Here is an 11,868-nt window from a genome sequence, read left to right as displayed (position 1 = left end):
GAATCTGCATGCACCTTCCTGGCCCACCTGTTACGCGCAACTTCGGCATCGATTGCCTGCGCGGCCTGGCCATCGTACTGGTCATCGTCCACCACCTGGCGTTGCCGTTCCGCTTGCCGCTTGGCCCCAGCCTGCTGCATGACTGGTTGCCCAAGCGCCTGATCAATGCCATCAGCTTCAATGGCTATGAAGCGGTGTTCATCTTTTTCGTGATCTCGGGCTTTCTGATTACCCGGCGCATTGTTGCCGTCGATGGCGACCTGCGCCAGGTGCGACTGCGGCGCTTCTACGTGGCACGGGCCTGGCGCATCGTGCCGCTGCTACTGGCGGTGCTGGCGGCCCTGACAGTGCTGGCGGCGCTCGGTGTGCCCGGCTTCGCGCCCGATCCGCGCGATCAAAGCATCCATGGTCTGCTCGGCTCGGCGCTGAGCTTCACCTTCAACTGGTACGAAGGCCGCACCGGCTGGGCGCCGGCCGGGTGGGACGTGCTGTGGTCGCTGTCGATCGAGGAGGCGTTTTATGTCGGCTTCCCGCTGCTGTGCCTGTGGTTGCCGCGCCGCGTCCTGGTTGCCGTGCTGCTGATCTGGGCAGTGTGCCTGGTGCCACTGCGCGACCTGGTGCCGGTGGCCGACGAAGTCTGGCGCGAGAAAGCGTACTGGCCCGGCATGGCGGCGATTGCCTGGGGCGTGCTGGCGGCGCTGCTGAGCTTGAAGTGGCGCTGTCCGCCGCGCACGGCGCGCCTGCTGGCGCTGCTCGGCGCGCTGGCGATCGTGTTCGCAATGGGATGGGGTCGCCTGGCGCACCAGTTGTTTCGCGGCGCCGGCATGTACTTGCTGTGCGTGGGCGCGGCCTGCATGCTGGTCGGTTTTGCGGCGTGGGCGCCGCAGCCGCGCGCCGGCTTGCGCTGGCTGGCGCGCATGGGCACGCTGAGCTACGAACTGTATTTGTCGCACATGTTCGTCGTGCTGGCCGTGGTCGCATCGTACCGCGCACTGCTGGGCGCGGAGCCGGCATGGACCTTTGTCGTGTATGTGCCGGTGCTGGCGGTCTGTTACGGCCTGGCGGTGCTGCTCAACCGTGCCATGGCGCGGTTGCTGCAAAGGCGCCACGGCAACGCATCGCGGCGCCCCAGCGCCAAGCCTACTTCGCCTTGAGCAACTGGTCGTAGAGTGCGCCATCGGCAAAATGGGCCTGCTGCGCCGCGGCCCAGCCGCCGGCGATGTCGTCGACGGTGAACAGCTTGATGCGCGGGAACGAGGACGCATATTTGCGGGCAAAGTAATCCACAGTCGGGCGGTAGTAATGTTTGGCGACGATGAGCTGGCCTTCGTCGCTGTACAGGTAAGCCAGGTAGGCTTCGGCGATGCGGCGGGTGCCGCGCTGGTCGACCACTTTGTCGACCACGGCCACCGGCGTTTCGGCCAGGATGCTGGTCATGGGCGCAACCATTTCGACCCGGTTCGGGCCGAGTTCGCGCGTGGCCAGCATGGCTTCGCTTTCCCAGGTGATCAGGACATCGCCCTTGCCGTGCTCGACGAACGTGGTGGTGGCGGCGCGCGCCCCCGTGTCGAGAATCGGGACATTCTGGTACAGCGCTGCCAGGTAGGCCCGGGCGCTGGCCTCGTTGGCACCCGGCTGACGCAAGGCATAGCCCCATGCGGCCAGGTAATTCCAGCGCCCGCCGCCCGACGTTTTCGGGTTGGGGGTGATCACCGATACACCCGGCTTGACGAGGTCGCCCCAGTCACGGATCTGCTTCGGGTTGCCCGTACGCACCAGGAAGACCACCGTGGACGTGTACGGCGCACTGTGATTGGCCAGGCGCTTTTGCCAGTCGCGCGCCAGCAGGCCGCGCGCACTGAGGGTATCGATGTCGCCGGCCAGCGCCAGGGTGACCACATCGGCCTGCACGCCATCGATGACGGCGCGGACCTGCTTGCCCGAACCGGCATGTGACTGGCGCATGGTGACGGTGTCGCCGGTCCTGGCTTTCCAGTAGCGCGCAAAGGCAGTGTCGAACTCCTGGTACAGCTCGCGGCTCGGGTCATACGATACGTTGAGCAGGGCAATATCGGCGGCAAGCGCCGCAGGCTGCCCGAGCAGCAATAGCGACACGGTCGTACAAAAAATCGCACGTAAAAAGTGTTGATGCAGCATGCAGTCTCTTTCAGAAGGACGGCGCATACGCACCCGCCCAGCGCCAGGAAGCACGCTACACGGAATGCGCTACGCTAAGGGGCCGGCCCTGGGAAAGCGAACGAATCAATTCAGATAAGGGTATGCGGTTAATGCTGGCCGGCATGCAATTGACATGGGTTTAACATGTACTTGGCATAATACGGTCAAGCATCGCGAATTACCAGCGTGCCGTATTTACTTTGCCTTCGACAGCACCAGCAACCAGCGCTTGAACACCAGGATTTCGAGGTGGCCCGCGTCGACGCCCGTATCGCATTCGAGGATCGGGTTAACCGCATAGAAGCGCTTGCGGAAGTCGCGCGTGACCACCAGTTCGCGACGGCCGAGACGCAGCATGAAAGGGGCTGGGGCGTGTTCGATACCAAATGCGCTGTTCAGAGTGGCCATGACGGTTCCTGTAGAAGTTGTGTTTGTCGAGAGATTCCAGAATAACACAACCACTGTATAAATCCACAGTTACTGTATGGATGAACAGTATTTTTTGCTGTGCGTGGTTTTTTTGCTACTTGCCGTATGATCAACAAAATGAATGCATCATCACCTTCCCGCCTGCGCCGCTTCGCCGCCGCCCGCTTTTCGCCCGAAGGCGCCGCCGGCCTGTACCTGACCATGGGCGTGGCGGCGCTGGTGGCGGCAGCCTGGGTGTTCGGCCTGATCGCCGGCCAGGTCGCAGCAAACGGCCCCATCACCTTGCTCGACCTGCGTCTGGCCCAGTGGTTTCATGCGCGCGCGACGCCAGGCGTAACCCGGCTCACGCTGCTGTTCACCCACTGGAACAGCGTGGCGGGCGTGTTGGCGATGACGGCAATCCTGGGGTACGCTTTGCTGCGCCGCCGGCTTGACTACTGGCTGCTGGCGCTGGTCTGCACGGTGCCGGGCGGCATGGTCGTAAATGGCCTGATGAAGCTCGCCTTCGAGCGCGCCCGGCCGGTGTTCGAGCAGCCGCTGGTCACGCTGCATACCTACAGCTTTCCCAGCGGCCATGCGTCAGGGGCCACCTTGTTCTACGGTTTCCTGGTCTGCCTGCTGGTGCGTCATGTGGAATCTGGCGGCAAGCGCTTTGCCATCGGCGCCGGCGCCGCCCTGATCGTGTCCGCCGTCTGTTGTTCGCGCCTTTACCTGGGCGCGCATTATTTGACCGATGTGCTGGCCGGCGTCGCCGAGGGCCTGGCGTGGCTGGCCATCTGCATCACTGCCGTTTCAAACTTGCGCCGCCGGCGCGAAGCGCGTGGCTTACCTTTATGGAGAATATCCTGAAGCACATTACTGTCATCATCAACGGCCACGCCGGCGCCGGCCATGACGACGCCATGGCCCAAGACCTGCGTGCGAAATTCGCCGCCCACGGCATGCAGGCGACGATTGTCCTGGCCAGGGATGGCAAGGACATGATCGCTGCTGCCCGCGCGGCGGTGGCCGGGAGCGTGCCGATGGTGGCCGGCGGGGGCGGCGACGGCACCCAGAATGCGGTGGCGGCGCAGCTGGTCGGTAGCGGCATTCCCTATGGCGTGCTGCCGATGGGTACGCTGAACCATTTCGCCAAGGACCTCGGCATTCCACTCGACCTGGACGGCGCCGTGCGCACGATTGCCACGGGCATGCCGAAACAGGTGGATGTCGGCGTCGTCAATGAACAGGTGTTCCTGAATAATTCCAGCCTCGGCCTGTATCCCGACATTGTGCGCGACCGCGAAAAGCAGCAAAGCCGGCTCGGGCGCGGCAAGTGGCTGGCGGCGCTGTGGGCGACAGTGGCGGCATTGCGGCGCTATCCTTTCCTGTCGGTGCGGATGCAGGCCGACGACACGCGCCTGGCGCGGCGCACGCCCTTCGTTTTCATCGGCAACAACGAATACACCATGGAAGGGCTGGCCATCGGCGCGCGCAGCCGCCTCGACGGCGGCACCTTGTCGCTGTACGTGGCGCAGCGCCCGGGTCGCCTGGGCCTGCTGCGCTTTGCCATCCGCGCGCTCATCGGTGGCCTGAAGGAAGAGCGCGATTTCGACGTCCTGCTGGCGCAAGAGATGACGATCGAGACGCGCCACAAGCACCTGCACGTGGCGTTCGACGGCGAAGTTGAAAAAATGGCGACCCCCTTGCGTTACCGGATCCGCCCGGGCGCCCTGACCGTGATGGTCCCGCAATCAGCATAATAAGGAACACCAAGATGCGTACCCTGGTTCATCTCTCCGACCTCCATTTCGGCCGCGTCGACCCTGAATTGCTCGAACCGCTGCGGGTGCTGGTGCACCAGGTGGCGCCCGACGTCGTGGTGGTGTCCGGCGACCTGACCCAGCGCGCCAAAAGCGAAGAATTCGAAGAAGCGCGGGCCTTTCTCGACAGCCTGCCGGGTCCGCAAATCGTGGTACCGGGCAACCACGATATCTCGCTCTACAACGTGCTGCGGCGCTTCCTGGCGCCGCTCGACCGTTACCGCCGCTACATCACCGACGACCTCTCTCCGGTGTTCATCGACAACGAAATTGCCGTGCTGGGCGTGAACACGGCGCGCTCGCTGACCTTCAAGGACGGGCGCGTGAACGAAGAGCAGGTCGAGCAGATCAGGAAGCACCTGGCCGGCTTGCCGAAGGCACTCACGCGCATCATCGTCACCCACCACCCCTTCGATTTGCCGCAAGGCTTTGACGACGACGACCTGGTCGACCGCGCACCGATGGCCATGCAGGTGTTCGCCGAGAGCGGCGTCGACGTGCTGATGGCAGGGCACCTGCACGCCAGTCATTCGGGCAATACGTCCGATCGCTACGCCATGAGCGAATATGCGGCGCTGGTCATCCAGGCCGGCACGGCCACGTCCACGCGCGGGCGCGGTGAAACCAATTCCTTCAATGTGGTGCGCATCGATGCCGACAAGGTGGAAGTGGACCGCTACGGCTGGGATGTGATCGGCAAGGCGTATTCGCTGGTCAGCACCGAAAAATTCCTGCGCTGCGGGAATATCTGGGCCGCACACAACGATGGCTTGATGGCGGCCGGAATTTAATCCGTCGGGGGGCGAGGCCATTCAATACCTGGATGACAAGGCGTACGATGGTGTGGTGGTGGCTGGCGCTCCCAACGCCGTGTTGGCACGTGACATTGGCTTCGACATCTGAAACTATCGCTCAATTTAACTTTTACCGGAAGGCGCGGCGCTGCGCGGAAAAACGCATCGCCACAGGAAATGAGCGAACAAACCTTAAAGAAATTCGTGCGCCGCTACGCCGGCCTTGGCGGGTTTGGCGGTGTGATCACCGGCCTGCTCGCCCCCGTGATGTATGTTGTACTGAAGGAGAAGGGCTACGACAGCCTGCACATCGGTATGATGGTCTTTGTCACTGCACTGGTAACCGCAATTTTCAACATTCCGTTCGGCATACTGGCCGACCGCTACGGCAGAAAGCGCGTCTTCCTCCTGGGCGAACTATTCATGTTTGTGTTTTGCATCGGATTGCTGCTGTTTGATGCGTTTTCCGTGTTGCTGGCGCTCATGGCCATTGCCGGCCTAAGCGCAGCCATGGCGTCGGGTACGCTTGATGCGCTGTTTGTTGATACGATCGAAACCTACAGCCGCGATCCGAAAGCAGTCCAGCAATCATCGGCTGTGGCCGGTGGATACCAGATGGGTGGCGTGTTCGCAGGAGCATTCATTTCCAGTGTGCTGGCATATTTTTATATGGGTGCTCTGGCCAGTCATCGTTTTGAGATTAACTATCTTGTCGCAGCATTGCTGATCCCTCTGCATATGCTAGCCGTGACCATCATGATCCCATCGGACGCAAACGTGCGGCGTGACAAGATCGGTAGCGTTCTGTTCGGCCGTGAACGCGGTTCTATCCTGTCGACATGTATGAATAATTCCGTGCTCAGTCTGCTGCTGCTGTCGAGCAGCATCAGTGCCCTCGCGTTCATGAGCTTCGAGAAATTCTGGAAGATTAAATTATCGAATCTGGTTAACTTCGAGGGTGGGCAATGGTTGTTCGGCGCAGTCTACGCAGGATCGAAGCTGGTCAGCATGATAGGGCAGCTGTTGTCGCCACGTCTGTGCCGTGCGTTCGGAAACAACTACAACAATGTCATGATCTTTGTCCGGATCGCGCTGGCGGCTGCCTTCTCGACACTTTACTTCCTGACCGATATCATTTCTTTCGTCCTCGCATTCCTTTGTATCTTCCTTATTGCAGCGCTGTCTTCGTCGCCTGTCATGACGCTGTTTCATAACCAGGTGCGTGAAACAGAGCGGACCGCAATGCTGTCGTTACGCGCTGTCTTTCTTCAGGTTGGGGCAATGGCTGGCATCTTGATCGCGACCTACGCCGCGCACACTTATTCTCTTGAATTTGCGTTCCTGCTCTCGGCGATCGTGTTTTTGTTATCAACTGCTTTGATGCTTACACCAAAGACTACCGCGCTGGGGCGGCGGCTTGCTCAAGGTGGCGTCTGAATATATTCTTTGGTTTTTTGCGAGCGACCTGGAGCCAGGTCTGCCATTCAGACACGAGCTCTACCTTATGTAAGCCGCGCTGCATTCTCAAAAACGGCTTAAATGGACAAGTTCAAGACTAAATCCAGTACTCCGTCAGCCGCGCCGCCAGTTCCTTGATGCGGTCCGACCACGGCCGCTGGCGCCATGCCTCGAGCGTGATCTCTTTCGAATCGCGCAAGTCCTCGTTGAAGGCGCTTTCCATGTCGGCCCCGAAACCCGGATCGACCACGACCACGTTCAATTCATAATTGTGCAGGAAGCTGCGGCGGTCGATATTGGCCGAGCCGATGGTCGACCAGGCGCCGTCGATCACGGCTGTCTTGGCGTGCAGTACCGCCACCTGCAATTGGTAAATCTTGACGCCCGCCGCCAGCAGCGGCTCGTAGAAATTGCGCCCCGCGTGAAACACCAGGCCGTGGTCGGACACGCCCGGCAGCACCAGCTTCACATCGACGCCGCGCCGGGCCGCCGCGGCCAGCGCATCGACGGTCTGCTGGTCCGGCACGAAATAGGCGGCCGTGAGGTGGATCGATTTTTTCGATTCATTGATCGCCAGCAGCAGCGACTTGTAGATTTCGAAGCCGGCGCCCGGGTCGGACGCCAGTACGCGCACCAGCTTGTCGCCGGCCGCGTACAGGGTCGGGAAATAATCGCGCTCCGGCAAGTCGCCGGCATCCTGGCGTACCCAGTTGTTCACGAAACTCCATTGCAGCGCGGACACCGCCGGACCCTCGATTTTGACGTGCGTATCGCGCCAGCCGACCTTGCTGCTATCGGCGTCCTGCGCCGGGCGCTGTTTCGACCGGAAGAAGGAACTGTTGGCGTAGGTGCTGCTGATGTTGATGCCGCCGGTGAATGCGGTCTTGCCATCGACGACCATGAGTTTACGGTGGTCGCGGTTGTTGATTTCCCACTTGCCCTTGCGCGCGCCCGGGTTGACCGGGTTGAAGGCCACCAGGTGCACACCGGCCGCACGCATGCGCTCAAAAAACGCCTGCGGCACGGTCAGCGTGCCGACCGCGTCGTAGAGCACGTTGACGGTCACGCCTTGCTGCTGTTTTTCGATCAGCAGGTCGGCAAATTCCAGGCCGATCGGGTCCTGGTCGAAAATATAGGTTTCCAGGTTGATCGACGTGGTGGCGCCGCGCACGGCGGCCAGCATTTCCTTCATCGTGGCCGGGCCGTCGAACAGCAGGGTAACCTTGTTGCCGGCAAACAGGGGCACGCTGGTGGCTTGCTCTTCCAGAACGGCCAGCGCCTTCAGGTCGGGCGACGCCTTGGCCCAGCGCCTGGCCACCAGTGCCGAGGCCTGGCCGTGCGCGAGCTTGCCATTCGCGTTGGCAATGGTCGGCATGCCCCGGCTGGTATTGTTGGTGACGCCCTCCGTAAAACTGTCGCTGTGCGGCAAGGTGCGGCAGGCAGTCATGGCGAAGCAAACCAGCAGCACAGCGAGGGTTTTGTTCATAGTGTCCACTTGTTGGCGCGTGCTGCGGCTTCCTGTTCGAGTGCCGCGGCGGATTTGGGCCCGATGAAAAAATCGATCGGGGCGTGAATGAAACGTTTACCTAGCGCTCTCAGCAAGCGCAAGCTGTGATTAAACCGGATCTTGCGGGCACGCAGCGCCACCCACAGCGCCAGCCCGAAACTGACGATCAGATTCACCGCGCCGATCAGCAGCACGCCGGACAGCGATGTGGCGGCCAGCGTCCAGCTCATCTGCTGGTCCATTGCCACGAAGGCCGTGGCGAAGTTGGCTGACGAGAAGGTCACGTGGCGGATGTCGAGTGGCAAGCCGAGCAAAAAGCCGACGGTCGGGGTCACGCCCAGCAGGATACCGAACCAGAAATTACCCATCAAGCCGCCGAGGTTGTCCTCGATGTAGTTACCCAGCCGTGCCAGGCGGGCCGGACCCAGCAGGCGCTGCAGGGTGCGCAACTGGCGTACGCGCTGGCCCATGCGCGTGTAGAGCGCCTTGTTGTCGTAGTAGCCGGAGATCAGGCCGGCCACGAACAGCCAGACGCCGGCCACGGCCGCATACGCCAGCGCGGGCGTGTGGAACGGGTCGATGTCGGACAGCAAATGGGCCGCCTTGTCCGGATTGACCAGGTGGCGCCCGGTGATCTGGAAATAACTCAATGCAATCAGGTAGGCGGTCGGGATGGCGGTGGCCAGGTTGCCCAGCACGGCCATGATCTGGGTACGGAACACTTTATTGATCAGCGCAGCGGTGGTGTCGAGGTCGATGCCCTTGCCGTCCTTGCTGTGCAGGCCGGCGGCGATGCGCGAGGCTGTCATGGCCGGCTGCTTGGTGGCGATCGTGAAATGCAGCAAGTGCACCAGCATGAAACCGAGCGAATAATTCATGCTGAACAGGAACGCTTCGACCAGGGGCGGCGCTTTCAGGTAGGATGCGAAAATCTTCAGCATCGCCATGAAGCCGACGATCACGCCGGCGCCGGCGGAGGAGGCGAACATGTGGCGCAGCTCGCCACGCGTCTCGGCGATGTAGTGCTCGCCGGTGCGGCTGGCATTCTCGGTGACATTGCGCGCAAGCAAGTCTATATTCGAACGGAACAGGCCGCCGATCTGGTACTTGGTGTTGTGCGCTTCCACCAGTTCCTGGGCCAGCGAAATGGCGCCGGCGCGGCGCAGCGACATGGTCGGCTCGGTGGGCGGCGTGGAGGTGATGGCCACGGTTTCCAGGTCCAGCGTCGGCGCGCTCGGCAATTCGCCGCTGGCATCGACCAGGAACAGCAGCTTGCGCAGGCGGTCGATGCTTTGGGTCAGCGCCACCAGCACGTAGGTGAGGGCGATGCTGGTGCCAATGCTGCGGGCATTCTTGCGGATCTTGGCAACCACGTCGTCGCACTGTTCCAGCATGACCAGCAGGTGGCGCGCGTCGCCCGGCTGCGCATTCGCGTTTTCCAGCTGACGCGCGTATTCATCGAGGTAGAGATTGACTTCGATGTTCTGCATCAGGAAAGGAGAATCGAAATTTTCGATTTCACTGTAGCTGTGCACCAGGATCGGTTCCAGCCCCAGCGCGCAGACGCGGCAGGACAGGGTGCGGATTGCATCCAGCATGCCCAGCAACACGGTATAGCGGGCGCGGCCCGGAATATGGCGGCGGTCGCTGGCGTCGTCCGGCTCGGGCGCGTTGGCGACGGTGTCGAATAGTTCGAGCCAGTCGGCATTCGGGACCGCGCGGATCCATTTCACGTCCTTCTCGTCATACAGGACTTGCTCGAGGGCGTCGGACAGGTACAGATCATCCAGCGCGGGCGGCAACACGCGGTAGGCGATGCGGCGTTTCAGTTCGGTAAAAAAGCCATCGTTGGAGAGGATGCCGATATCGCTGTAGAGGCTGGTATGGCGGCGCTTTTCCAGCAGGCGGGTCAGGTAACTGCGCAAGGCCCAGGCGTGGCCGGGATTGCCTTTGAGTAACTGTGTGAGAGTACGGACTGCCAGGCGCGCTTGCGGCCGTTTTTGGCGGCGCCGCTGGCGCAGGCATTCGACCAGTTCGACCAGTGGTTCGATGCGGTCGCTGTCGGGGTCGATACGTTCAATTGTTGCGAGCATAACATTCTGTATGGCTATAAAAGCATAGTGTACCTAACATGTGCCGAACCGTACGGCGCACGTAATAACGGCCCGTACCTTGCAAGGTCGGGCCGCCATTTGCGGTGTGGGGGGTGTCAGGGCGCAGGCATGGATTGCGCGCCATGGGCCCCCGCCTGCGCGGGGTAACTAGATACCGCGTCCGCTGATCAGGCGCACCAGGATCATGATCACGGCGACCACGAGCAGGATGTGAATGAAGCCACCGACGGTGTACGAAGTGACCAGGCCGAGCAGCCAGAGAATGACGAGAATGACGGCGATAGTGTAAAGCATGGAAGTCTCCTGGTAGAGGTAGTGGCGACAGATTCGCCGTGGTTGTCAGTATCGGTGCTTCGCGCGGATCGCTCCGTTCGATACCGTACATTCATGGTAATTATTTTGTTCTTTTCGCAACGCTCGCGCGTTGCCCCGTCAAACCGAGCAGGCCTGCAGCGCCCAGCAAGCTGGTCATCAGGCCGCCCGACATCAGGAACAGTACATCTTGCGCTTGTACAGCATTGGCGCCGTCGACGGGCAGGTGCGATACCGAGAGAAAACCGAAACCCGCGATCAGCAAGCCCCCAATAACGACGCCGCTCCATGTCAGATTGTTCATAGCTATCCTTCCCCTTGGTTGTCCTGCTCCGTCGATAACGTCAACGTGAAGCGATTGTCCCTCCTGCTCAGATGCGACTCGGTGCGCTGTTTCACATTGCGAATAAGAAATAAAAAAACCGGGCCGCAGCCCGGTCTCCCTGTTGTTTTTAGAACACTTCAGCTGACCGAGCGCAGGCCGCCGTTGACAACGCGCACGCGGTCACCGTCGCGCCAGCCCGGTGCGCGGGTCTGGTGGAACGTGCGGTATTTGCCATTGTCGAGGCGCACGCGGATTTCGTAGCTGGTATTGGCTTTCATGCTGCCCTCGACCTGGTTGCCCACCACGGCGCCGCCGACGGCGCCCGCAACCGTCGCCAATTGGCGGCCGTGGCCGCTGCCGACCTGGTTGCCCAGCAAGCCACCCAGCACCGCGCCGGCACCCGCGCCCAGGCCGCTGCCCTCGGCGCGGGTGGTGATGGTGCGGATCGATTCGATATTGCCGCAGTTGGCGCACCAGTCGCGCGCCGGCGGCGCCGCTTCGGCAACTGGTTCGGGTGCGGGCACACTGGCCGGGGCCGGCACGAAGTTCTGCGGCGCCGGCGCCGCTGTCACCATTGCTGGCGCAGGCGTGACCACGGCCGCGACATTGTCCTGCTGCGCCATCTTGCTCGACAGTGCCATGCGGTCAGCTTCGCTCAAGGTGTTGTCGGCGCCGCCGCGCAGCGTGGACGGAATCCAGCCCATGACGGCGGCCGTGGCCACCAGGCAAAACAGGATGACGGCGATGGCGGCGGCAATCAGCAGCGGATGCTGGCGGGCGCGGCCGGGTGGGGCAGGTGGGATGGTCGATTGCATGGTGATTCCTTGGCTGGTTGTTCGGTCCGGGAGCGCACGCATATTCTTGCGTACAGTCAGTAAGTCATTGTCGCTGGCAAGCATCCGGCGCATCCGTGCGTCACCGTACATACCTGTCGTATCAGAGTGGTTAC

The 11,868-nt window shown here is 61.9% G+C and carries 12 protein-coding genes; 5 read left to right on the top strand and 7 right to left on the bottom strand.

Translation table 11 applies throughout. The annotated features are described in order from the left end of the window. The first annotated feature begins 8 nt into the window (after window positions 1–8). Complete coding sequence (locus tag V6M87_RS15885; protein WP_332877618.1) at window positions 9–1,154, top strand: acyltransferase family protein; 1,146 nt, start codon at window positions 9–11, stop codon at window positions 1,152–1,154. Here the strand turns inward: V6M87_RS15885 and V6M87_RS15880 are convergent. Together V6M87_RS15880 and V6M87_RS15875 are read right to left on the bottom strand one after the other, a co-directional pair. Continuing rightward, window positions 1,141–2,157 carry a sulfate ABC transporter substrate-binding protein gene (locus V6M87_RS15880; protein ID WP_332877617.1) on the bottom strand — a complete coding sequence of 339 codons (1,017 nt, stop codon included), beginning with the start codon at window positions 2,155–2,157 and terminating at the stop codon, window positions 1,141–1,143. The genes V6M87_RS15885 and V6M87_RS15880 overlap by 14 nt on opposite strands. Window positions 2,158–2,373: 216 nt before the next feature. After that, entirely contained in the window at window positions 2,374–2,586 is a 213-nt protein-coding gene (locus tag V6M87_RS15875) for a hypothetical protein (protein ID WP_332877616.1), read from the bottom strand. A 138-nt stretch (window positions 2,587–2,724) separates the two neighbouring features. Between V6M87_RS15875 and V6M87_RS15870 the strand changes: the two genes are divergently transcribed. The 4 genes from V6M87_RS15870 to V6M87_RS15855 all read left to right on the top strand — a co-directional run bounded on the left by V6M87_RS15870 (window position 2,725) and on the right by V6M87_RS15855 (window position 6,640). Beyond that, window positions 2,725–3,456, top strand: coding sequence for a phosphatase PAP2 family protein (locus V6M87_RS15870; RefSeq protein WP_332877615.1), 732 nt, complete (start codon window positions 2,725–2,727; stop codon window positions 3,454–3,456). Further along, window positions 3,441–4,349, top strand: a complete 909-nt coding sequence (locus tag V6M87_RS15865) for a diacylglycerol/lipid kinase family protein (protein WP_332877614.1) — start codon at window positions 3,441–3,443, stop codon at window positions 4,347–4,349. Before V6M87_RS15870 ends, V6M87_RS15865 begins: the two co-directional genes overlap by 16 nt. A gap of 14 nt (window positions 4,350–4,363) precedes the next feature. Then, a complete protein-coding gene (locus V6M87_RS15860; RefSeq protein ID WP_332877613.1) occupies window positions 4,364–5,200 on the top strand; it encodes a metallophosphoesterase family protein in 837 nt (278 codons plus the stop codon). Between the two features lie 180 nt (window positions 5,201–5,380). Then, window positions 5,381–6,640, top strand: coding sequence for an MFS transporter (locus V6M87_RS15855; RefSeq protein ID WP_332877612.1), 1,260 nt, complete (start codon window positions 5,381–5,383; stop codon window positions 6,638–6,640). A gap of 118 nt (window positions 6,641–6,758) precedes the next feature. On the opposite strand, the gene cls is transcribed toward V6M87_RS15855, so the two are convergent. The 5 genes from cls to V6M87_RS15830 all read right to left on the bottom strand — a co-directional run bounded on the left by cls (window position 6,759) and on the right by V6M87_RS15830 (window position 11,734). Then, window positions 6,759–8,147 carry a cardiolipin synthase gene (gene cls / locus V6M87_RS15850; protein WP_332877611.1) on the bottom strand — a complete coding sequence of 463 codons (1,389 nt, stop codon included), beginning with the start codon at window positions 8,145–8,147 and terminating at the stop codon, window positions 6,759–6,761. Further along, window positions 8,144–10,261 (bottom strand): site-specific recombinase, encoded by a 2,118-nt coding sequence (locus V6M87_RS15845; protein WP_332877610.1) that lies wholly within the window; start codon window positions 10,259–10,261, stop codon window positions 8,144–8,146. Before V6M87_RS15845 ends, cls begins: the two co-directional genes overlap by 4 nt. Window positions 10,262–10,429: 168 nt before the next feature. Beyond that, window positions 10,430–10,576, bottom strand: a complete 147-nt coding sequence (locus V6M87_RS15840; RefSeq protein ID WP_332877609.1) for a lmo0937 family membrane protein — start codon at window positions 10,574–10,576, stop codon at window positions 10,430–10,432. Window positions 10,577–10,676: 100 nt separating this feature from the next. Then, entirely contained in the window at window positions 10,677–10,898 is a 222-nt protein-coding gene (locus V6M87_RS15835) for a hypothetical protein (protein ID WP_332877608.1), read from the bottom strand. A 158-nt stretch (window positions 10,899–11,056) separates the two neighbouring features. After that, the gene (locus tag V6M87_RS15830; protein ID WP_332877607.1) at window positions 11,057–11,734 is read right to left on the bottom strand and encodes a glycine zipper 2TM domain-containing protein; all 678 of its coding nucleotides are present in this window, start codon (window positions 11,732–11,734) and stop codon (window positions 11,057–11,059) included. Window positions 11,735–11,868 lie beyond the last annotated feature (134 nt).

It is taken from the genome of Massilia sp. S19_KUP03_FR1 (assembly GCF_036688685.1).
Lineage (GTDB): Bacteria > Pseudomonadota > Gammaproteobacteria > Burkholderiales > Burkholderiaceae_D > JALYUM01.
Note: the sequence above shows the minus strand (reverse complement) of the source record. Positions and strands in the feature narration are given on the sequence as shown.

Coding starts and splice junctions, on each gene's coding strand:
- V6M87_RS15885 (WP_332877618.1), top strand. CDS start 9: ATGCACCTTCCTGGCCCACCTGTTACGCGCAACTTCGGCATCGATTGC.
- V6M87_RS15880 (WP_332877617.1), bottom strand. CDS start 2,157: ATGCTGCATCAACACTTTTTACGTGCGATTTTTTGTACGACCGTGTCG.
- V6M87_RS15875 (WP_332877616.1), bottom strand. CDS start 2,586: ATGGCCACTCTGAACAGCGCATTTGGTATCGAACACGCCCCAGCCCCT.
- V6M87_RS15870 (WP_332877615.1), top strand. CDS start 2,725: ATGAATGCATCATCACCTTCCCGCCTGCGCCGCTTCGCCGCCGCCCGC.
- V6M87_RS15865 (WP_332877614.1), top strand. CDS start 3,441: ATGGAGAATATCCTGAAGCACATTACTGTCATCATCAACGGCCACGCC.
- V6M87_RS15860 (WP_332877613.1), top strand. CDS start 4,364: ATGCGTACCCTGGTTCATCTCTCCGACCTCCATTTCGGCCGCGTCGAC.
- V6M87_RS15855 (WP_332877612.1), top strand. CDS start 5,381: ATGAGCGAACAAACCTTAAAGAAATTCGTGCGCCGCTACGCCGGCCTT.
- cls (WP_332877611.1), bottom strand. CDS start 8,147: ATGAACAAAACCCTCGCTGTGCTGCTGGTTTGCTTCGCCATGACTGCC.
- V6M87_RS15845 (WP_332877610.1), bottom strand. CDS start 10,261: ATGCTCGCAACAATTGAACGTATCGACCCCGACAGCGACCGCATCGAA.
- V6M87_RS15840 (WP_332877609.1), bottom strand. CDS start 10,576: ATGCTTTACACTATCGCCGTCATTCTCGTCATTCTCTGGCTGCTCGGC.
- V6M87_RS15835 (WP_332877608.1), bottom strand. CDS start 10,898: ATGAACAATCTGACATGGAGCGGCGTCGTTATTGGGGGCTTGCTGATC.
- V6M87_RS15830 (WP_332877607.1), bottom strand. CDS start 11,734: ATGCAATCGACCATCCCACCTGCCCCACCCGGCCGCGCCCGCCAGCAT.